The sequence below is a fragment of the Methylobacterium sp. Leaf361 genome, assembly GCF_001424445.1.
Taxonomy (GTDB): domain Bacteria; phylum Pseudomonadota; class Alphaproteobacteria; order Rhizobiales; family Beijerinckiaceae; genus Methylobacterium.
This window is the reverse complement of record NZ_LMPY01000056.1, coordinates 1-19,575: the sequence shown is the minus strand read 5'-3', so window position 1 is coordinate 19,575 and position 19,575 is coordinate 1. Positions and strand designations below refer to the sequence as shown.

The window sequence follows — 19,575 nt, the reverse complement described above, 5'->3', positions numbered from 1 at the left end:
CCGCCGGTCCCCGCCCGTCGGGGACGGGACCGCCCTACGACGCCGCCCGGAGGCGCGCGAAGCCGGCGTCGAGGTCGGCCTTGAGATCGGCGGTGTCCTCGAGGCCGATGTGGAAGCGGAGCGCCGGTCCGCCGGGCGCCCACCGGGTCGCGGTCCGGTAGCCCGCGCAGTCGAAGGGGATCACGAGGCTCTCGAAGCCGCCCCAGGAGAAGCCCATCCCGAAGAGCTGCAGCCCGTCGAGCATGGCCGCCACCGCCGCCTCGGGCACCGGCTTGAGGATCACCCCGAACAGACCCGAGGCGCCCGCGAAGTCGCGCTTCCAGATCGCGTGGCCCGGATCCTCCGGCAGGCCGGGATGGAGCACCCGCAGCACCTCGGGGCGCGCCTGGAACCACCGGGCCATCTCAAGGCCGGCGCGGCCGTGCTCGCGCAGCCGCAGGTTCATCGTCCGCAGGCCGCGCAGCGCCAGGAAGATGTCCTCGGCGCCGGCGCACATGGCGAAATGGTCGAAGGTGCGGCGCACGGCCGGGTAGTAGCGCGCGTTGGCGGAGGTCAGGCCGATCAGCAGGTCCGAGCCGCCGCTCAGGTACTTGGTGCCGGCCTCAACCGCGATGTCGACGCCGCGCGCGTGCGGCGGGAACAGCAGCGGCGTTGCCCAGGTGTTGTCCATGATCACGCAGGCATCGTGGGCGTGCGCCACCTCGGCGATGGCCGGGATGTCCTGCATCTCGAAGCTCTGAGATCCGGGCGCCTCGACCAGCACGGCCCGGGTGTTCGGGCGCATCAGCGCCGCGATGCCGGCCCCGATGACCGGGTCGTAGTAGGTCACGTCGACGCCGTAGCGCGCCAGCACGCCGTCGCAGAACTGGCGGGTCGGCCGGTAGGCGGAATCGGTGACGAGGAGGTGGTCGCCCGCCGACACCGCGGCCATCAGCGCGACGGTGAGCGCCGCGAGGCCCGAGGGCGTCACGACGGTGCCGGCGGCGCCGGCGAGTTCCGTCCAGGCCCCCGTCAGCGCGTCCATGGTGGGCGTCGCCGAGGTGCCGTAATTGTAGCGCCCGCGCCGGTTCTTGATCGCGTCGTAGGTCGGGTAGAGGACCGTGGAGCCGCGGTAGATCGGCGTGTTCACGAAGCCGTGCTGCTCGCCCGGGTCGCGGCCCGCGTGGACGAGGCGCGTCGCGGGCGCGAAGGTCTGCGTGGCGTCGGGCGAGGGCTTCAGGGACATCGAGGCTCGGAGATCGCGTTGCGGTGCACCGCACGAAGCGCGCCGCGCCCGGCGAGGTCAAGCCGGACGCGCGGGCTCGCAGTGCCGGGCCGCCGCGTTTTCCGCCGTCACGGCTTCTCGGGCGGATCCGAGACCACGGCCTCCTCGTAGGCCTCCATCCACGCGGCGCGCTCCTGGGAGCCCTCCGGATAGGGGCATTCGCTCACGGGCTTCCCGTAGAGGCGCGCGTTGCGGCCCTGGATGAACGGGCTGTCGCTCGCGGTGGCCTGGACGTTGGTCAATATCGCCTCCCGAAGACTTGGAGTGGGGCTTCGTTAACGGCCGCGCCGTAAATCTGTTGCCGTCTCAAGTCGCGTCCCGGGTGGTCGCTTGCGTATCCTGCGTTCCCTCCTCGGCGCCGTCCTCGTCCTCGTCTCGACGGCGACCGTCGCCCTCGTCAGCGCCGACCGGCTCGCCCATCTGGCGCCGGCGCCGGTGGTCCGTGCCGCCCAGGCCGAGCCGTCGGCGACGGGGTCGATCCCGCTTCCGGCGAAGGCCGCACCGGCGCCGAAGCCGGCAGTGCCCAGCATCCCCAACGGGTTCGACACGGAGCGGCTGCACGCGCTGATGCGCGGCGACCCGATCCTGCCGGGCCGCTGAGAGCGGGCCGGAGCGCGCTCATCCCGTTTCGGACCTCATCGCGAGGCGCCCGACGCGCCTCGGGATGATGGATCTTGGCCGGATCGGCCTGGGATCGCCCTACCGCGCCGTCCGGAAGACCTGCAGGTCGAGGTCGCGGACCTTCTTGCGCAGGGTGTTGCGGTTGACGCCGAGCAGCTCCGCGGCCCGGATCTGGTTGCCGCGGGTGGCGGCGAGCGCCGCGCCGATCAGCGGGCCTTCGATCTCCCGCAGGATCCGGTGATATAGCCCGGGGGGCGGCAGCGTGTCGCGATAGCCGGAGAAGTAGTCCGAGAGGTGGCGCTCCACCGCGCTCGACAGGGTCTCCGACTCGCCGTTGGCCTTGCGAGCGGCGCCGTTGGCGGCCGGCGCCGCGGGCGTCGCCAGCGGCAGCGTGTCGAGCTCGGCCTCGATCACCGGGCCGGTGATCGTCTCCTGCGGGTAGAGGGCGGCGAGCCGCCGGACGAGGTTCTCGAGCTCGCGGACGTTGCCGGGCCAGCGGTAGCGCTTCAGCCGCTCCATGGCGTCGCCGTCGAGGGTCTTCCGGGTCAGGCCCTCGCGCTCGACCAGCACGAAGAAGTGGCGGACGAGGTCCGGCACGTCCTCGGAGCGCTCGCGCAGGGCCGGAAGCCGCAGCGGCACGACGTTGAGGCGGAAGAACAGGTCCTCGCGGAAGATGCCCTGCTGGATCGAGACCCGCAGGTCCTTGTTGGTGGCCGCGATGATCCGGACGTTGGTGCGGATCGGGACCCGCCCGCCCACCGTCGTGTACTCGCCCTGCTGGAGCACGCGCAGCAGCCGGGTCTGCGCCTCCATGGGCATGTCGCCGATCTCGTCGAGGAACAGCGTGCCGCCCTCGGCCTGCTCGAACCGGCCGGCGGAGCGCTGGAGCGCGCCCGTGAAGGCGCCCTTCTCGTGGCCGAACAGCTCGGACTCGATCAGGTCGCGCGGGATCGCCGCCATGTTGACCGGCACGAACGGGCCGGTGCGGCGGCGTCCGTAATCGTGCAGCGCCCGGGCGACCAGCTCCTTGCCTGTGCCCGACTCGCCGGTGATCATCACGGTGAGGTCGGTCGGCATCAGCCGCGCGAGCGCCCGGTAGATCTCCTGCATGGCCGGCGAGCGGCCGACCAGCGGGATGTCCTCGTTCTCGGGGGGCGCCCCGGCCGGCGCCGCGCCGCGGGGGCGCGAGAGCGCCCGGCCCACGATGGCGATCAGCTCCTTCAGGTCGAAGGGCTTGGGCAGGTACTCGTAGGCGCCGCGCTCCGAGGCGCGGATCGCCGTCATGAAGGTGTTCTGCGCGCTCATCACGATGATCGGCAGCTCCGGCCGCACCCGCTTGATGCGCGGCAGCAGGTCGAACACGTTCTCGTCGGGCATGACCACGTCGGTGATGACGAGGTCGCCCTCCCCCTGCGCGACCCAGCGCCAGAGGGTGGCGCAGTTGCCCGTCGAGCGGACCTCGTAGCCCGCCCGGGACAGCGCTTGGTTCAGCACGGTGCGGATGGCGGCGTCGTCGTCGGCGACGATGATGTGGCCGTTCGGCATGACTCTCTACTCAGACCTCCGACGGGGGGCCGGATTCGGGGATCGACATCACGGATCGACCGCCGATTCGCGCCCGTCCCGGGCACTCGACATCGGCAGAAGGATGCGGAACGCCGTGCGGCGCGGGGCGGGATCGCACTCGACGATCCCGCCGTGATCGCCGACGATCTTGGCCACCAAAGCAAGACCCAGGCCGGAGCCCTGCGCCTTGGTGGTGACGAACGGGTCGAACAGGTCGGGCAGCAGGTCGGCCGAGATGCCCGGGCCGTTGTCGCGCACCGCCACCTCGATCGGCAGGCTGACCCGCTCGCGGGAGCCCGGAACCTGAAGGCGCAGGCCGGTGCGGAAGGCGGTCGACAGGGTGATCTCGCCCTCGACCGCGTCCGGGCCGATCGCCTCGGCGGCGTTCTTCACGAGGTTCAGGATCACCTGGATCAGCTGGTCGCGGTTGCCGAGCACCGGCGGCAGCGACGGGTCGTAGGTCTCGATGAACCGGATGTGCCGCGCGAAGCCCGACTGCGCCGAGCGCTTCACCTGGTCGAGCACCCCGTGGACGTTGACGGCGCCGCGATCCGAAGGGCGCTCGTCGCCGAACAGCTCCATGCGCTCGACGATGCGGACGATCCGGTCCGACTCGTCGCAGATCAGGCGGGTGAGCAGCCGGTCCTCCTCGGCGCCGGTGCTCTCGAGGAGCTGCGCCGCGCCGCGGATGCCGGCGAGCGGGTTCTTGATCTCGTGGGCCAGCATCGCGCCGAGCGCCACCATCGAGCGCGCCGCGCCGCGATGGGTGAGCTGGCGGTTCATCTTGTCGGCGATGGTGCGCTCCTGGAGCATCATCACCACGGCCTCGCCGTCGTCGCCGAGCGGCGTCGCGAACACGTCGACGCTGCGCTCCAGGCCGAGGCGCGGCTGGGTCAGCTCGACCCGGTACTCGCTGACGCTGGCGCGGCGGCGGCGGACCTCGGCCACGAGCGCGATGATCGGCGAGGCGAACGGGATGATGTCGCGCAGGCGCCGGCGCTGCATCAGGCGCGCCGAGTAGTCGAAGAACGCCTCCGCGGCGTGGTTGCAGTGGAGGATCTGCTCGTCGGCGCCGATGGTCAGGACCGGCAGCGGCAGCGCGTTCAGGACGGCCTCGGCGGCCGTGTCGCGCCGGGTGCCGGGTTCGCGCGGGAGGGGCTCGTCGCTCACGCGGCCTCCTGCACGGGGTTCGCCGCGCCCGCGAAGGCCCGGGCCAGCAGGTTGAGCGCGATCTCCGGGTCGGTGGTGGTGAGGAGGGTCGCGCGTTCCGCGGGACCCAGCGCGCCGCCGGTCTCGGCGTAGGCGGCGAGGTGCTTGCGGGCGTGGCGCACGCCCATGTCGCGGCCGTAGAGCGACAGCAGCCCCGCGTAATGCTCGGCGGCCAGGACGGCCTGCGCGGCCCGGGACGGCTCCGCGGTCGGCCGGCCCGCGAGCGCCGCGGCGACTTGGCCGACCAGCCAGGGGCGGCCGGTCGCCGCACGGCCGATCATGACGCCCGCGGCGCCGGAGGCGTCCAGGCAGGCGCGGGCGCTGGCGAGGTCGGTCACGTCGCCGTTGGCAATCACCGGGATCGACACCGCCGCGACGACGGCCCGGATCGCCGACCAGTCGGCGCTGCCCTTGTAGAATTGCTGCCGGGTGCGCCCGTGGACCGTCACGGCGTTCAGGCCCAGCCGCTCGGCCCGGGCGGCGAGATCCGCGGCGTTGCGGCTCGCGTCGTCCCAGCCGAGGCGCATCTTCACCGTCACCGGGACCGACACCGCGCCCCGGACCGCGGCGAGCAGGCGCTCGGCGTGGTCGAGGTCGCGCATCAGGGCCGAGCCCGAGGCGATCCCCGTCACGACCTTGGCCGGGCAGCCCATGTTCACGTCGATCACGTCGGCGCCCCCGGACTCCGCGATCCGGGCGGCCTCCGCCATCGGGCCCGCCTCGCAGCCCGCGAGCTGGACCACGTGCAGGTCGACCCCGGAGCCCTCCGCGCGCATCGCGGCCTCGCCGGACCCGCGCGCGAGTTCCCGGGCCGCCACCATCTCGGAGACGACCGCGTCGGCGCCGCAGCGGCGGGCGATGCGGCGCATGTGCAGGTCGGTGACGCCCGAGAGCGGCGCGAGCAGGCAGAGCGGGGCGGGATCGGTCCCGTTTGCCCCCTCCGCGGTCGTTCCCGCACGGCGCAGCGCGCTCAAATATTGGTCAGTCGTCATTCTGCACAACAATGAGGCAAAGCCGGGCCGCTGGCAAGCGGGACCGCGCGTTGATTTCGGGCCCTCCCCCGCTTAAACGACGGGCACCCTCCGCGGCAGGGTCACGGCGGCACGCCTGGCCCGCGCGCTGGCCGCCATTCCGCCCCTCAGGACGTCACGAGCTCGTTGCCCATGCCCGCCACCGGCACGCCAGCCACCGGACCCGCCAGCGCGGGAGCCGGCGTCGCCGCGGTGGTGGTGGCGGCCGGACGCGGCATCCGCATCGGCGGCGGCACCCCCAAGCAGTACCGCCGCGTCGGCGGCCAGGCGGTCCTCACCCGCACCCTGGCGGCGCTCGCGGCGGACGACGCGATCGCGCGGATCCAGCCTGTGATCGCCGCCGACGCGGCGGAATTCTTCCGCGACTGCCTGGAGGAACTCGCGCCCGCGATCCGCGCCAAGGTCACGCCGCCGGTCGAGGGCGGCGCGACGCGCCAGCTCTCCGTGCGCGCCGGTCTCGAGGCCCTGGCCGCCGGCGACGCGCCCGAGATCGTGCTCGTCCACGATGCCGCCCGCCCCTACGTGGATTCCGCTTTGATCGCCCGGGCGATCGCGGCCGGCCGCGACCACGGGGCGGCCGTTCCGGGCGTGCCGGTCACCGACACGGTCAAGCGCGTCGTCGACATCGCGCCCGGCATCGGCCGGGTGCACGAGACCCCGCCGCGGGAGCACCTGCGCGCGGTCCAGACACCCCAGGCCTTCGTGTTCGGCCCGCTGCTCGGCGCCCACCGGGACGCCGCCGCGCAGGGCCTCGACGGTTTCACCGACGACGGCGCCCTCGCCGAATGGGCCGGCCTGCCGGTGGTGGTGTTCGCGGGCGACGTCGCCAACCGCAAGATCACCCAGCCCGCCGACCTGATCGAGGCGGACCGCGCCTTCGCGACCGAGACCACCGCATTGCCAGCGCCGGGAGCCCGCGCCATGACCACCTACGTGACCCGCCTCGGCACCGGCTTCGACGTGCACGCATTCACCACCGGCGACCATGTCTGGCTGGGCGGGGTCAAGATCCCCGCCGACCGCGGCGTGCTCGCCCATTCGGACGGCGACGTGGCGCTGCACGCCCTGACCGACGCCCTGCTCGGGGCCATCGCGGACGGCGATATCGGCACCCACTTCCCGCCCTCCGACGAGCGCTGGCGCGGGGCTTCCTCGGACCAGTTCCTGGCCCATGCCTGCGACCTCGTCCGTGCCCGCGGCGGCCGCATCGACCACCTCGACATCACCGTGCTCGCCGAGGCTCCCCGCATCGGCAAGCACCGCGAGGAGATCCGCGCGCGCATCGCCGCCATCGCGGGCGTCCCGCTCTCGGCGGTCTCCATCAAGGCGACGACCACCGAGAAGCTCGGCTTCGTCGGCCGGGCGGAGGGGCTCGCCGCCCAGGCGGCCGCGACGGTCCGGCTGCCCGAGGAGGACGGCCCCGCCCTCGACGCGCAGGCCGAGACGGCGATGCGGCAGGGCTGAGCGGCCAGGGCTGGGCGGCCAGGACCGGGCGCGTCGCGCTCGGTGTCAGGCCACCCGCACCAGCAGCGCGATCGCCGCGACGCCCAGGACCGCCATCGTCAGCAGGATGCCGCCGCCCCGGCAGGCGAACTGGCGCGGCGAGTTCGGGGGCGCGAACATCCCGATCGGGTGCAGGATCCGGGCGACCAGCAGGGCGACCAGCAGCGCCCGGACGAGCCCGTGGCTGCCGCCGCTCGCCTCCAGCAGGCCGATGACGATCAGGGCCAGCGGCACGTATTCCGCGAAATTGGCGTGCGAGCGCACGCGCCTGAGGACCGTGTCGTCGCCGCCGTCGCCGAGCAGCACGTTCCCGGAGACGCGGGCCCCGATCACCCATCCCGAGAGGCCGAGATACACGAGGGCAAGCAGCCCGGCGTAGAAGGCCGTGGTCGCGGGGAAGATCATGAAAGGGCTGTCTCCAGTCGGCGGCCGCCGGTCCTTGAGCCGGGCTCGGCCATGGGTCACAACAGGAGATAGGGCGGCGGCGCCCGAGGGGAGCCCGTTCGCGATGGTCGACGACGCAGAGCTTCTCGCCCGGGCCGAGGCGCTGGTTAACGCCTACGCGGCGGACGGGCGCACCGTCGCCACCGCCGAATCCTGCACGGGCGGCCTCGTGGCCGGGCTGCTCACCGCGGTGCCGGGCTCGTCGGCCGTCCTGGAGCGCGGCTTCGTCACCTACTCGAACGACGCGAAGGCCGAGGCGATCGGTGTGCCCATCGACCTGATCCGCCGGCACGGCGCGGTCAGCGAGCCCGTGGCGCGGGCGATGGCCGCCGGGGCGCTGGCCGCGTCGCGGGCCTCCGTCGCTGTCGCGATCACCGGCATCGCCGGCCCGGGGGGCGGGAGCGCCGTGAAGCCGGTGGGGCTGGTGCATTTCGGCCTCAGTCGGCGAGATGGCGAGACGCGCCACCTGGAGCGGCGCTACGGCGATCTCGGGCGCGCGGGCATCCGCCGCGCCGCCGTGGCCGACGCGCTCGGTCTGTTGGAGGACGCCCTCGGCGACTGATCGCGGCACGGGAAAGACGGCCCACGGGTACGGTGACGACCCGCCTCTGCATCGTCGGCGGGGGCCCCGCCGGGACGATGGCCGGCCTGCTCTTCGTCCGCGCGAGCCTCGACGTCACCGTTCTGGAGCAGCACGCGGACTTCCTGCGCGACTTCTGCGGCGACACCATCCACCCCTCCACCCGATGGACGAGCCGGGCTTCACCGAGCGCTTCCGCGCCCTCCCCCATTCAGTCCCGCGTGATCGCCGCGTCGCTGGCGGCCGCTCGCCCTGCGCCTCCTCGACGCCCTGCCGCGGCTTCAGGTCCTGCCGGCGCGGATGATCGAGATGGATGTGCGGCCCGAGCACGTGCGCGTGTCGCTGCGGGCCTGACGCCATCCCTGCGCACCGTCTTTGCGAGCGCAGCGAAGCAATCCAGGGCAACGCCACATTCGGAGGCGCCCCATTTCCCTGGGCCGCTTCACGGCGCGCGCGAGGACGGCGGCTAAGCCCGCGCCCCGTACATCCGGTTCGCCCGCCCCTCGAAGGCGTCGGTGAACTTGCGGAAGGCGCGGTCGAACATCGTGCCCATGAGGAGCCCCAGGGTGCGGCTCTTGAACTCGTAGGTGATGAAGAAGTCGACGTTGCAGCCGCCGTCGGGGCCGTCCTTGAACAGCCAGCGGTTCTCCAAGTGCCGGAACGGGCCGTCGATGTACTCGGCGACGATCTTGAGACTCGCCGGATCGAGGGTGACCCGGGTGGTGAAGCGCTCGCGGATCGCCTTGTAGCCGACGCCCATCTCGGCGATCAGCACCTGCCCGCCCTCGGGCATGTCCTGCCGGCGGATCACCCGCAGGGATTCGCAGAGCGGCAGGAATTCGGGGTAGCGTTCCACGTCGGCGACGAGGTCGTACATCTGCTGCGGTGTGTGCTTCACCGCGCGGGTGACCCGGAAGGACGGCATGGTCTTCGGATATCCTCAGGCCGAGAGCGCGGGCGACAGTTTGGCCAGACGCGCCGCCTGCAAACGCGCGAAATCCTCGCCGGCATGGTGCGACGAGCGCGTGAGCGGCGTGGCCGAGACCAGCAGGAAACCCTTGGCGTAGGCGGTGGTCTCGTAGGCCTTGAACTCGTCGGGGGGGACGAAGCGCACGACCTCGTGGTGCTTCTTCGACGGCTGCAGGTACTGGCCGACGGTGAGGAAGTCGACGTCGGCCGAGCGCAGGTCGTCCATGAGCTGGAGCACCTCGTTCCGCTCCTCGCCGAGCCCGACCATGATGCCGGACTTGGTGAAGATCGTCGGGTCGAGCTCCTTCACCCGCTGCAGCAGGCGCACCGAGTGGAAGTAGCGGGCACCCGGCCGCACCGTGAGGTACTTGGCCGGCACTGTTTCCAGGTTGTGATTGAACACGTCGGGCTTGGCGGCGACCACGACCTCCAGCGCCCCGTCCTTGCGCAGGAAGTCGGGCGTCAGGATCTCGACGGTCGTGCCGGGGCTCGCGAGCCGGATGGCCGCGATGGTCCGGGCGAAATGCTCGGCGCCGCCGTCCTTCAGGTCGTCCCGGTCCACCGAGGTGATGACCACGTGGTGCAGGCCGAGCTTGGCTACCGAATCGGCGATCTTGTCCGGCTCGCCCAGGTCGAGGGCGTCGGGCAGGCCGGTGCGCACGTTGCAGAAGGCGCAGGCCCGCGTGCAGGTGTCGCCCATGATCATGAAGGTGGCGTGCCGCTTCTCCCAGCACTCGCCGATATTCGGGCAGCCCGCCTCCTCGCAGACCGTGACCAGACCGTGCTCGCGCACGATCCTCTGCGTCTCGGACCAGGCCCTGGAGCCGGGCGCCTTCACGCGGATCCAGTCCGGCTTCTTGGCCTGGACGGGCTGGTCGGGCCGGTGCGCCTTCTCCGGGTGGCGCAGGCGGACCGGCCGCGGATCGTTCTTCAGAGTGTCGAGGACGACGGCCATGGGTCGGGGGCACACCGCGGGCAAGCGCCCCAGGGGCGCGGTCGGGATCGCCCTGACTTAAGGCCCAAGGCCGCGCGCCGCAAACCGCCGCGACGCCGGGCCGCCCCGCGGTGGTTGAGGGTGCGGCCGTTCCGTCAGATCCCCAGCGCCCGGACGAAGAGCCCGGCCAGCACCGCCCCGACCAGGGGCGCGGCCACCGGGATCAGCGCGTAGCCCCAGTCGGAGTTGCCCTTGCCGGCGATCGGCAGCACCGCGTGGGCGACGCGCGGCCCGAGGTCGCGGGCCGGGTTGATGGCGTAGCCGGTGGTGCCGCCGAGCGACAGGCCGATGCCCCAGACCAGCATGCCGACCATGTAGGGCGCGACCGCCCGCGGGATCGCGCCGGCCGAGCCCAGCGTGGTGGTCACGAGGGCGGAGATCGTCAGGATCAGGAAGAAGGTCGCGATGATCTCGGAGATCCAGTTGGCCTTCGCGTCGCGGATCGCCGGGCCGGTGCAGAAGCAGGCGAGCTTGAGGCCGGGATCCTGGGTCGCGCCCCAGTGCGGCAGGTAGTGGAGCCAGACCAGCACGGCGCCCACGAAGGCGCCGAGCATCTGGGCCGGGATGTATACGGGGATCTTGCTGAAATCGCCGGAGCTGACCGCGCCCGCCACGGTGACGGCCGGGTTGATGTGGGCGTCGGCGCTGCCGGTGGCGTTGGCCACGAAGACGCCCGCGAGGACCGCGAAGGCCCAGCCCGCCGTGATGGCGATCCAGCCGGCATTCTCGCCCTTGGAATGCTTGAGCAGGGCGCCGGCCACGACGCCGTCGCCGAGCACGATCAGGGTCATCGTGCCAAGGAATTCGCCCAGGAAGGGTGATGTCATCGTCTCGTCTCCCCCGTTCGCTGCTTTTTGTGAAAGTTCAAAGCTTTGGCGGGCGCGTGAACGCTGGTGGCGGTCACCGAATGGTTACGCAGGTCCGGGCCGGCGCCCTCTCCTGCGGTACCGGAGCGCCCCGGAGGCCTCTTCGAAGGCCTCCGGGGATCCCGCGGCGATCTGGAGCGCTTCTTCGAGGCCGCCGCGCAGCGGCTCCGGATGCGGGCGCGAGTGGGACTGCGCGGGGCGTGTGCGCCCCGAGCCCGTCTCAATCCTCGTCGGTCTTCCAGTCGAAGGAGCGCTGCACAGCCCGGCTCCAGGCGGCGGCGATCTTCTCGCGCTGGCCGGCATCCATCTTCGGCGTCCAGCGCTTGTCGACGCCCCAGTTGCGCTTGAGGTCGTCGAGGCCCTTCCAGTAGCCGACCGCGAGACCCGCCGCGTAGGCGGCGCCGAGCGCCGTGGTCTCGGCCACCTTCGGGCGCACCACCGGCACGTCGAGCAGGTCGGACTGGAACTGCATCAGGGTGTTGTTGGCGACCATGCCGCCGTCGGCCCGCAACTCCTTGACGGGGATGCCGGAATCCTTGGCCATGGCCTGCAGCACCTCGCGGGTCTGGAAGGCGGTCGCCTCCAGCACCGAGCGGGCGATGTGGCCGCGGTTGACGTAGCGGGTCAGGCCGATGATCAGGCCGCGGGCGCCCTCGTTCCAGTGCGGCGCGTAGAGGCCCGAGAAGGCCGGCACGAAGTAGACGCCGCCGTTGTCCTCGACCGTCGTGGCGAGCGTCTCGACCTCGGCGGAATCCTTGATCATGTGCAGGTTGTCGCGCAGCCACTGCACCAGGGCGCCCGTGATGGCGATCGAGCCTTCGAGCGCGTAGGCCGGCTTCTGGCCGTCGAGGCGGTAGGCCAGCGTGGTGACGAGGCCGGCCTTCGACGGGACCGGCTCCTCGCCGGTGTTCATCAGCGCGAAGCAGCCGGTGCCGTAGGTGTTCTTGGCCTCGCCCGGCGCGAAGCAGGTCTGGCCGAACAGGGCCGCCTGCTGGTCGCCCAGGATGCCGGCGATCGGAACGCCCGCGAACGGTGCCCTGGTCTCGCCGTAGACCTCGCTCGACGAGACGATCTTCGGCAGCATCGCCCGCGGGATGCCGAAGGTCGTCAGCATGCCCTCGTCCCAGTCGAGGGTCTTCAGCGACATGAGCTGCGTGCGGCTGGCGTTGGTCACGTCGGTGACGTGGAGGCCGCCCTCGGAGCCGCCAGTCAGGTTCCAGACGAGCCACGTGTCGATGTTGCCGAACAGCACGTCCCCGGCCTCGGCCTTCTGCCGGGCGCCCTCGACGTGGTCGAGCAGCCAGCGCAGCTTGAGGCCGGAGAAGTAGCTCGCCAGCGGCAGGCCGGTGAGGTCGCGGAACCGGTCGCGGCCGCCGTCGCGGGCGAACTCGCCCACCAGCCGGTCGTTGCGGGTGTCCTGCCAGACCAGGGCGTTGTGCAGGGGCTTGCCGGTCGTCCGGTCCCAGATCAGCGTGGTCTCGCGCTGGTTGGTGATGCCGACTGCCGCGAGGTCGGAGGGCTGGAGCCCGCCCTTCTCCAGGGCCTCGCGCATCACGCTCTGGGTCTTCGTCCAGATCTCGGTGGCGTCGTGCTCGACGTGGCCGGGAGCCGGGTAGATCTGCGCGTGCTCGGCCTGGGCGAGCGCGATCACGCTGCCCTCCCGGTCGAACACGATGAAGCGGCTGCTGGTTGTGCCCTGGTCGATGGCCCCGACGTAACGGCTCATCGTTCCCTCCCCTAGATGGCCCGACCGGTCTGTCGCCGGATCGGGTTCGAAAGCGTCAGGCGGCCTCGGCCCTGCGGTCGAGGTAGGCGGCGAGGCGCGCGGCGCTCTCCGCGCCGGTGCGCAGACCGAGCTTGGAGCGCCGCCACAGGATGTCGTCGGCGGTGACCGCCCACTCCTCGGTGCGCAGGTAGTCGACCTCGGCCGCCGTGAGGCCGCCGTCGAAGGCCTCGCCGAGATCCGCCAGGGACTGCGCCGTCCCGACGATGTCCCGGGCCCGGGTGCCGTAGGCGCGGGCGAGGCGCCGGGCGGTCTCCTCCGGCAGGAACGGCGTCTCGGCCCGCAGCTTGGCGAGGAACTGGTCGAAATCGGCGTCCTTCATGGCGCCGCCCGGCAGGACCGCGTCGCCGGTCCAGGACTTCCCGAGGTGCGGGAAGTAGGGCTTCAGCTTCTCGAGCGCGTGCTCGGCGAGCCGCCGGTAGGTCGTGATCTTGCCGCCGAAGACCGACAGCACCGCAGCCGCCCCGCCCTGGTCCTCCACGTCGAGGACGTAGTCGCGGGTCACGGCCGACGCGTTCTCGGCCGCGTCGTCGTAGAGCGGGCGCACGCCCGAGTAGCTCCAGACCACGTCGGCCGGGGTGATCGTCGTGTCGAAGGAGCGGTTGATGCAGCCGCAGAGGTAGTCGGTCTCGCTCTCGGAGATCGAGACCGGGCCGGGCTCGCCCTCGTAGGGGACGTCGGTGGTGCCGATCAGCGTGAAGTCGCGCTCGTAGGGGATCGCGAAGATGATGCGCTTGTCGGGCTGCTGCAGGATGTAGGCCTGATCGCCCGCGAACAGGCGCTTGACCACGATGTGGCTGCCCTTGATCAGCCGCACCGCCGCGCGGCTGTTGATGCCGAGCGTGCCGCCGAGCGTCTCGCTGACCCACGGGCCGGCGGCGTTGACGACGGCCTTCGCGCGGATCGTCCGCTCGGTGCCGCCGCGCTCGTCGCGCAGCGTCGCGACCCAGCCGTCACCCTCGCGCCGGGCCGAGACGACACCGGTGCGGGTCATCACCGTGGCCCCGCGCTCGCGGGCGTCCATGGCGTTGAGCACCACGAGGCGGCTGTCCTCGACCCAGCAGTCGGAATAGACGAAGCCGCGCGTCAGGCGCCGCTGCAGCGGCGCCCCGTAGGCGGAGCTGCGCAGGTCGACCCCGTGCGAGCCCGGGAGCGTGCGCAGCCGCGCGAGGTGATCGTAGAGGAACAGGCCGAGCCGCAGCATCCAGGCCGGGCGTAGGCCCTCGTCGTGAGGCAGGACGAAGCGCAGGGGCCAGATCACGTGCGGGGCGAGCCGCAGCAGCCGCTCGCGCTCGGCGAGCGCCTCACGCACGAGGCGGAACTCGTAGTATTCGAGGTAGCGCAGGCCGCCGTGGATCAGCTTCGTCGACGACGAGGAGGTGAAGCCGGCTAGGTCACCGCGCTCGGCCAACAGGACCGACAGGCCCCGGCCGGCCGCGTCCCGGGCGATGCCCGTGCCGTTGATGCCGCCGCCGATGATCAGGAGATCGTAGGCGTCGGACGGCTCGCGCTGTCGCGGTGCAGCCGCCATGGTTCCTCCTGGGCCGCCTTGGTGGCGGTTCGGCACTATATTGACGCGGCGGTCGGCTTTCGCAAGCGAAAAATCGATGTTCGTTACGGTTCGTCCGCGCTGTCGGCGACCGCCAGGTTGACGCCCAGGCGCTCCATGAGCGCGACGATCTCGGCCGGTGGCGCCCGGTCGGTGAAGAAGGTGTCGACCTGCTCCAAGCGCCCGACCTGGACCATGGGCCGCCGCGTGAACTTGGTGTGGTCGGCCACCAGGAAGGTTTTCCGGGCATGGGCCAGGATGGTCTGGGTCGCCCGCACCTCCTCGTAATCGTAGTCGAGGAGCGCCCCGTCGCCGTCGATGCCGCTGATGCCGATCACCGCCACGTCGACCCGGAACTGGCTGAGCGTGTCGCAGGTGAGCTGACCCAGCACCGCGCCGTCGCGGTTCCGCACGGTGCCGCCCGCCACGACGATGCGGAACTCGGTCGTTTCGGCGAGCGAGATCGCCACGTTGAGGTTGTTGGTGATGATGCTGAGATCGTCGTGTCGGGTCAGCTCGCGGGCGACGGCCTCCGGTGTCGTGCCGATGTTGATGAAGACCGAGCAGTGCGACGGGATACGGCTCGCCGCGAGGCGGCCGATCCGGCTCTTCTCCGGCAGCAGGGTCACCCGCCGGTCGGCGTAATCGATGTTCTCGACGCTGGAGGGCAGGCCGCCGCCGCCGCGGTAGCGCTCCAGCCGCCCCTCGGCGCTCAGCTCGTTGAGGTCGCGCCGGATCGTCTGGACGGTGACGCCGAACTGCGCCGCCAGGGCCTCGATCGTCACGAAGCCGCGCTGGCGGACCGAGGCGACGATCGCGCTGCGCCGCCCCTCGACACCGGTCGCCTCGATCCTGTCGTCGGATCTCCGGTCGAGCGGTCGTGACATCGATACTCCCTCGCCTTCGTGAGGCCGTCGCACCGCTGTACTGATTGCCGGACGATGTTCGTTTGCGAACATGTTCGGGCGTCGCGGCTTTCGCACAACTCTGGACCGCGCCGCGCCGGCCGGCAACAGTCGGACGGCACGCGTCGACCGGACTGCACTATGCTTCAGGCCCGCACGACCGGCACTTCGCCTGCGACCGGGCATAAAAAAGGCCTGCCGCGGGTGCGACAGGCCGAGCCACCCGGACGACGCCTGCGGCGCGTCCCGGTGTTCGCCACTCACATGTGGTGGCGCATCCGGCGATGATGCTTCATCCGCTTGTGCTTCATGCGCTTGCGCATCATCGGACGCGCGGCCGGAGCGGCTCCCTGCTCCATCGCGGCCGCCTCGCCGGCGCGCTCCAGGCCGCCGCGCGGGCCGCCGGCCTGCGCGCCCGAGGCGTTGTAGGGCGAGTTGCCCTGGGCGTAGGCGGAGCCCGCGAGGAGCGTCAGCGACGCGGCGGCCAACAGAAGTTTCCTCATCGTCAATCCCTGGCGTAGACCGGCGCAGGCAAAGCGCCGCGCCTCGTCAGGCGCGTTGCCGCTGCGTCGGAAAATAAGCGGCTCAGGCGAGACTTGGTTCCGCGTCATCGCGCCCGTGCGGCGCACAATTGCCGGCAGCGTTAACTCGGCCTATGTCGCGACCCGTCCCGGCCCGGCCGCGACCGAGCAACAGGGGAGCGGGTGGCGGTGGCCAGCAGCGGTTCGGCCTATCTCCTGCTGGATGTCGCAGGCACGGCCTGCGCCCTGCCCCGCGGCGCGGTCGCCGAGATCCTGCCGCTGCCGGATCTGCACGCGCCGCCCGCCTCCGGCAGCTGGCTCACCGGCTTCCTCAATCTCGGCGGCACGCCGGTCCCGGTCGTCGACCTCGCGGCGCTGCTCGGCCTGCGCCCGGCCGGCGCGACGCCCGGACTCTACGCCCATCTCGCGCTGATGCAGGGCGAGGCCGTCGCGTACCTCGTCGATCGCGTGGCGGACCTCGCGACCGTCCCGGATTCCGCGATCCGGCCGGCCGAGGCGGCCGACACGCTCAACGGCTGCGTCGCGGCCGAGCTCGTCCTCGGCGAGCGCCTCGTCCACGCTCTGGCGCCGGAGCGCCTTCTGACCGTGCAGGAACGGGCCCGCGTCGACGCCCTGGCCCGGGCGGCCGCCGAACGTCTCGCCGCGCTGCCGCACGCCGTCTGACCGCGCGATGGCCCGACCGGGGAATCCCCGTCCCGACCTGGCTGCCGATCCCGCCTACGCGCCGCTCAAGGCGCGGATCATCGCGCGCACCGGCCACCACTACTACACCGACAAGGACGAGCTGCTGATCGAGCGGCTGCACCGCCGGTTCCGCGCCGCCGCCGTGGCCGACTGCGCCGCCTACGCGGCCCTCCTGTCGAGCGGCCCGGAGGGCGAGGCGGAATGGGCCCGGCTGGAGGCCGAGATCACCGTCGGCGAGACGTTCTTCTTCCGCTACGCCGAGCAGTTCAGCGCGCTGCGCGCGACGATCCTGCCGGCGCTGATCGCGGCACGGGCGTCCGAGCGCGTCCTGCGGATCTGGAGCGCGGGCTGCTCCACCGGGGCCGAGGCCTATTCCCTGGCGATCCTGGTGCACGAGCTGCTCGGCGACGCCCTGCCCGAGTGGCGGGTGGCGATCCTCGGCACCGACATCAGCGTCGAGGCGCTCGCCACGGCCCGCGCCGCCGAGTACGGCCGCTGGGCGCTCCGGACCATGCCGCCGGAGGACCGGCTCCGCTACTTCACCCGGCTGCCGCCCGCGCCGGGCATCCGGCGCGAGGGCGGCTACGCCCTCCGGCCCGAATACCGCGGTCCGGTCCGGTTCGAGCGCGGCAACCTGCTGAGCCTCGTCGAGCCGGGGCCGCCGCAGGGCGAGCCCTTCGATCTGATCCTCTGCCGGAACGTGCTGATCTACTTCGATGCCCGGACGGTCGCCGCGGTGGTGCGCGGGCTGGGCCGAAGGTTGCGGCCGGAGGGCTGGCTGCTCCTCGGCCACGCCGAGCCGAGTCCCGCCTTCGCGAGCTTCCTCGACGCCGTCAGCCTGCCCGGGACCGTGGCCTACCGACCGCGCGCCGAGGCGCCGCCGGTCGCGCCGCCGGTCGACCTGTCCGTTGCGCCCGCGCCGAACCCCGTCCCTCCGGCGCGACAGGCGACGGAGCCGCTCCCGGCGGATCCTGGCCCGGGCCAGTCCGGGGCCGCAGAGGCCGACGCCGCGGCTGTTCCCGCCCCGGACCCGGTCGCCGCACCCGGCACCGGTCCGGCTCCCGCAGCGCCCGAGACCCGGGAGGACCGGCCGGAAGAGGAGGACGCCGTCGACCTCGACCGGATCCGCGCGCTGGCCGATTCCGGCGAGACCGGAGCGGCCTGGCGCGCGCTGCGGGGCGCCCTCGACCGCGATCCGACCGACACCGCCCTGCGCTTCTACGAGGGTCTCCTGGCCCGCACCCTCGGACGCGACGCCGAGGCCGAGCGGGCGCTGCGGGCCGCGCTCTACCTCGACCGCGGTTTCGTGATGGCCCACTACCACCTCGGCCTGCTGCTGATCGCGCTGCGACGGCCGCACGAGGCGCTCCGCGCCCTCGACAACGCCGTCGCCTTGAGTCAAGCCCTCGGGCCGGACACGGCGCTGCCCGAGGGCGACGGCGCCTCCGCGGGCGAGATCGCGGCCAGCGCGGCCGCGGCCCGCGCCGCGCTCGGCGGTGCCGGCAGCAGGAGGTCCTGATGGGCGCAGGCCCGAGTGCACAGGGCGGCCGTCCGCGGCCGGAGCGGGACCTGCGCGCCGAGCGCGCCGCCGCCCTCGCCCGGCGCTGTGCCGCGGCGGCCGCGACCGATTCGGGCGTCGATCACCTCGTCTGCGCCTGCGGCGGCGAGCGCTACGGCGTGCCGCTGGCGGCCGTCGCCCAGGTCCTGCCGTCGCGCCCCGCCACGCCGATGCCCGGGGCGGTGCCGGCGCTGGACGGTCTCGTCGCCCTGTCCGGGCGGATCGTCGGCGTGCTCAGCCTCGCCCGGGCCCTCGGCCGGCCGGATCCCGCGTCCGACGCCGACGCGGCGGGCCACATGATCGTGCTGCGCGGCGTCCACCCCCAGCCCCTCGCCCTCGCGGTGGACCGGGTCCTGGGCATCGCCCGGGCCCCTGGCGCGGTCGCCGCGGCCGGCGCCGGGGCGGCCGATCCCGACCGCTTGGGCAACGAGGCCGCCTCGGTCTATGCCCCGGCCTCCGGGGCGGCGGGCGACGGCCGTCCCGACTTCGTCGTCATCGACCTCCCCCGCCTCCTGCGCCGCGCGCTGCCCTGACCGGGCCGCCTGCCCCAACCGGAGCCATCCCCGCCCGTGTCGCTCTCGATCGGAAAACGCATCCTCCTCGGCTTCTTCGCCATCACGGTGGTGGTGGTGGCGCTCGGCCTCTACGCCCTGGAGCAGATCGGCGCGGTGCGCGACACGACCGACGCGATCGTCCGGCGGGACATGACGATCCTGCGCCAGCTCGACGATCTCGGGAACGACGCGCGCGACCTCGGTCTCCTGCGCCGCACGGCCGTGATCACGATGCTGATGCAGGCCCAGGGGCGCGCGACCCAGGCCGGCGACACCCTGGCGGCTTGGCGCCAGACCGCGGCCCAGGTCGAGAACCGGCTCGCCACGACGATCCAGCTCGCCACCCAGTACCGGACGCAGGTCGTATCCGCCGAGCGCGTCGCGGCCTGGGACCGCATCGCCGCGGCGGCGACCGCGGTCCAGGGCTCGTTCCGCGAGGTTAAGGCGCAGGGCGAGGCGCAGTTCGCCGCCATCGCCCAGCAGGACGTCGCGGCGGTCGAGGCCCGCAACGCGGAGATCGCGCGGCTGCAGGCACCCTTCCTCGAGGGGATCAAGAACCTCCGCTCGCAGCTCGACGGCGGCATGGCGCTGGGCCAGCGCGCCGCGCAAGAGGTCTACGAGCGCTCCCGCCTCTCGATCTACCTGACCCTGGCCGCCGCGGTGCTGCTGGCGGTCCTGATCACGTGGCTGATCAGCCGCGCGGTGGTGCGGCCGCTCGAGACGGTCATGGCCTTCGTCGGCCGCGTCGGCGAGGGTGACCTGTCCGGCCAGCTGGCGGCGGGCGGGCGCGACGAGATCGGCCGTCTGAGCACGACGCTGAACACGATGGTCTCGGGTCTGTCGGACTTGGCGCGGACGAACCGGGCGGCGACGGCGGACCTGAACGCGGCCGCGGCCGAGATCCGCGCCTCGGCGCAGGAGCAGGCGGCCTCGGCGCAGGAGCAGGCGGCCTC

20 protein-coding genes and 1 pseudogene are annotated in these 19,575 nt (G+C 72.7%); 8 read left to right on the top strand and 13 right to left on the bottom strand.

Annotated features, from left to right (window positions below):
* Nucleotides 1–34: 34 nt before the first annotated feature.
* Both metC and ASG32_RS34625 read right to left on the bottom strand, forming a co-directional pair.
* Nucleotides 35–1,225 (bottom strand): cystathionine beta-lyase, encoded by a 1,191-nt coding sequence (gene metC, locus ASG32_RS26910; RefSeq protein ID WP_056532368.1) that lies wholly within the window; start codon nucleotides 1,223–1,225, stop codon nucleotides 35–37.
* A 107-nt stretch (nucleotides 1,226–1,332) separates the two neighbouring features.
* The gene (locus ASG32_RS34625) at nucleotides 1,333–1,506 is read right to left on the bottom strand and encodes an Rmf/CrpP family protein (protein ID WP_012319140.1); all 174 of its coding nucleotides are present in this window, start codon (nucleotides 1,504–1,506) and stop codon (nucleotides 1,333–1,335) included.
* Between the two features lie 88 nt (nucleotides 1,507–1,594).
* Between ASG32_RS34625 and ASG32_RS26905 the strand changes: the two genes are divergently transcribed.
* Nucleotides 1,595–1,864: a hypothetical protein gene (locus ASG32_RS26905; protein WP_056532366.1), complete on the top strand. Its 270-nt coding sequence runs from the start codon at nucleotides 1,595–1,597 to the stop codon at nucleotides 1,862–1,864.
* 99 nt (nucleotides 1,865–1,963) lie between these two features.
* Here the strand turns inward: ASG32_RS26905 and ntrC are convergent, their stop codons facing one another.
* The 3 genes from ntrC to dusB are packed head-to-tail and all read right to left on the bottom strand — an operon-like array spanning nucleotide 1,964 to nucleotide 5,652.
* Nucleotides 1,964–3,430, bottom strand: a complete 1,467-nt coding sequence (ntrC, locus tag ASG32_RS26900; protein ID WP_012319142.1) for a nitrogen regulation protein NR(I) — start codon at nucleotides 3,428–3,430, stop codon at nucleotides 1,964–1,966.
* Between the two features lie 48 nt (nucleotides 3,431–3,478).
* Nucleotides 3,479–4,621: an ATP-binding protein gene (locus ASG32_RS26895; RefSeq protein ID WP_020095410.1), complete on the bottom strand. Its 1,143-nt coding sequence runs from the start codon at nucleotides 4,619–4,621 to the stop codon at nucleotides 3,479–3,481.
* Nucleotides 4,618–5,652, bottom strand: a complete 1,035-nt coding sequence (gene dusB / locus ASG32_RS26890; protein WP_056532364.1) for a tRNA dihydrouridine synthase DusB — start codon at nucleotides 5,650–5,652, stop codon at nucleotides 4,618–4,620. Before dusB ends, ASG32_RS26895 begins: the two co-directional genes overlap by 4 nt.
* A 171-nt stretch (nucleotides 5,653–5,823) precedes the next feature.
* Between dusB and ASG32_RS26885 the strand changes: the two genes are divergently transcribed.
* Nucleotides 5,824–7,155: a bifunctional 2-C-methyl-D-erythritol 4-phosphate cytidylyltransferase/2-C-methyl-D-erythritol 2,4-cyclodiphosphate synthase gene (locus ASG32_RS26885; RefSeq protein WP_056532362.1), complete on the top strand. Its 1,332-nt coding sequence runs from the start codon at nucleotides 5,824–5,826 to the stop codon at nucleotides 7,153–7,155.
* Nucleotides 7,156–7,200: 45 nt separating this feature from the next.
* Here the strand turns inward: ASG32_RS26885 and ASG32_RS26880 are convergent, their stop codons facing one another.
* Nucleotides 7,201–7,599: an MAPEG family protein gene (locus ASG32_RS26880; RefSeq protein ID WP_020095413.1), complete on the bottom strand. Its 399-nt coding sequence runs from the start codon at nucleotides 7,597–7,599 to the stop codon at nucleotides 7,201–7,203.
* 103 nt (nucleotides 7,600–7,702) lie between these two features.
* Here ASG32_RS26880 and ASG32_RS26875 point away from each other — a divergent pair, with 103 nt between their 5' ends.
* Nucleotides 7,703–8,200, top strand: a complete 498-nt coding sequence (locus ASG32_RS26875; RefSeq protein WP_056532360.1) for a CinA family protein — start codon at nucleotides 7,703–7,705, stop codon at nucleotides 8,198–8,200.
* A 77-nt stretch (nucleotides 8,201–8,277) separates the two neighbouring features.
* A pseudogene (locus ASG32_RS33550) lies at nucleotides 8,278–8,426 on the top strand (FAD-dependent oxidoreductase); the annotation flags it as partial.
* Nucleotides 8,427–8,684: 258 nt separating this feature from the next.
* On the opposite strand, the gene ASG32_RS26870 reads toward ASG32_RS33550, so the two are convergent.
* The 7 genes from ASG32_RS26870 to ASG32_RS26840 form a co-directional block, all read right to left on the bottom strand.
* Entirely contained in the window at nucleotides 8,685–9,143 is a 459-nt protein-coding gene (locus ASG32_RS26870) for a type II toxin-antitoxin system RatA family toxin (RefSeq protein ID WP_020095415.1), read from the bottom strand.
* A 15-nt stretch (nucleotides 9,144–9,158) separates the two neighbouring features.
* A complete protein-coding gene (lipA, locus tag ASG32_RS26865) occupies nucleotides 9,159–10,142 on the bottom strand; it encodes a lipoyl synthase (protein ID WP_056532358.1) in 984 nt (327 codons plus the stop codon).
* 134 nt (nucleotides 10,143–10,276) lie between these two features.
* Nucleotides 10,277–11,008 carry an MIP/aquaporin family protein gene (locus tag ASG32_RS26860; protein ID WP_056532356.1) on the bottom strand — a complete coding sequence of 244 codons (732 nt, stop codon included), beginning with the start codon at nucleotides 11,006–11,008 and terminating at the stop codon, nucleotides 10,277–10,279.
* A 259-nt stretch (nucleotides 11,009–11,267) separates the two neighbouring features.
* The gene (gene glpK, locus ASG32_RS26855) at nucleotides 11,268–12,773 is read right to left on the bottom strand and encodes a glycerol kinase GlpK (protein WP_056532354.1); all 1,506 of its coding nucleotides are present in this window, start codon (nucleotides 12,771–12,773) and stop codon (nucleotides 11,268–11,270) included.
* A 55-nt stretch (nucleotides 12,774–12,828) separates the two neighbouring features.
* The gene (gene glpD, locus ASG32_RS26850; protein ID WP_056532352.1) at nucleotides 12,829–14,361 is read right to left on the bottom strand and encodes a glycerol-3-phosphate dehydrogenase; all 1,533 of its coding nucleotides are present in this window, start codon (nucleotides 14,359–14,361) and stop codon (nucleotides 12,829–12,831) included.
* An 83-nt stretch (nucleotides 14,362–14,444) separates the two neighbouring features.
* Nucleotides 14,445–15,266: a DeoR family transcriptional regulator gene (locus ASG32_RS26845; RefSeq protein ID WP_020095420.1), complete on the bottom strand. Its 822-nt coding sequence runs from the start codon at nucleotides 15,264–15,266 to the stop codon at nucleotides 14,445–14,447.
* Between the two features lie 278 nt (nucleotides 15,267–15,544).
* A complete protein-coding gene (locus tag ASG32_RS26840) occupies nucleotides 15,545–15,787 on the bottom strand; it encodes a hypothetical protein (protein ID WP_026605287.1) in 243 nt (80 codons plus the stop codon).
* Nucleotides 15,788–15,994: 207 nt separating this feature from the next.
* Between ASG32_RS26840 and ASG32_RS26835 the strand changes: the two genes are divergently transcribed.
* From ASG32_RS26835 to ASG32_RS26820, 4 genes are all read left to right on the top strand, one after another.
* Entirely contained in the window at nucleotides 15,995–16,489 is a 495-nt protein-coding gene (locus ASG32_RS26835; RefSeq protein ID WP_056532757.1) for a chemotaxis protein CheW, read from the top strand.
* A 7-nt stretch (nucleotides 16,490–16,496) separates the two neighbouring features.
* Nucleotides 16,497–18,029 (top strand): protein-glutamate O-methyltransferase CheR, encoded by a 1,533-nt coding sequence (locus ASG32_RS26830; protein ID WP_056532350.1) that lies wholly within the window; start codon nucleotides 16,497–16,499, stop codon nucleotides 18,027–18,029.
* Nucleotides 18,029–18,601 carry a chemotaxis protein CheW gene (locus ASG32_RS26825; protein ID WP_056532348.1) on the top strand — a complete coding sequence of 191 codons (573 nt, stop codon included), beginning with the start codon at nucleotides 18,029–18,031 and terminating at the stop codon, nucleotides 18,599–18,601. Before ASG32_RS26830 ends, ASG32_RS26825 begins: the two co-directional genes overlap by 1 nt.
* A 36-nt stretch (nucleotides 18,602–18,637) precedes the next feature.
* Nucleotides 18,638–19,575 (top strand): HAMP domain-containing protein (locus ASG32_RS26820; RefSeq protein WP_157862087.1); only part of this gene is annotated, 938 nt, incomplete at its 3' end.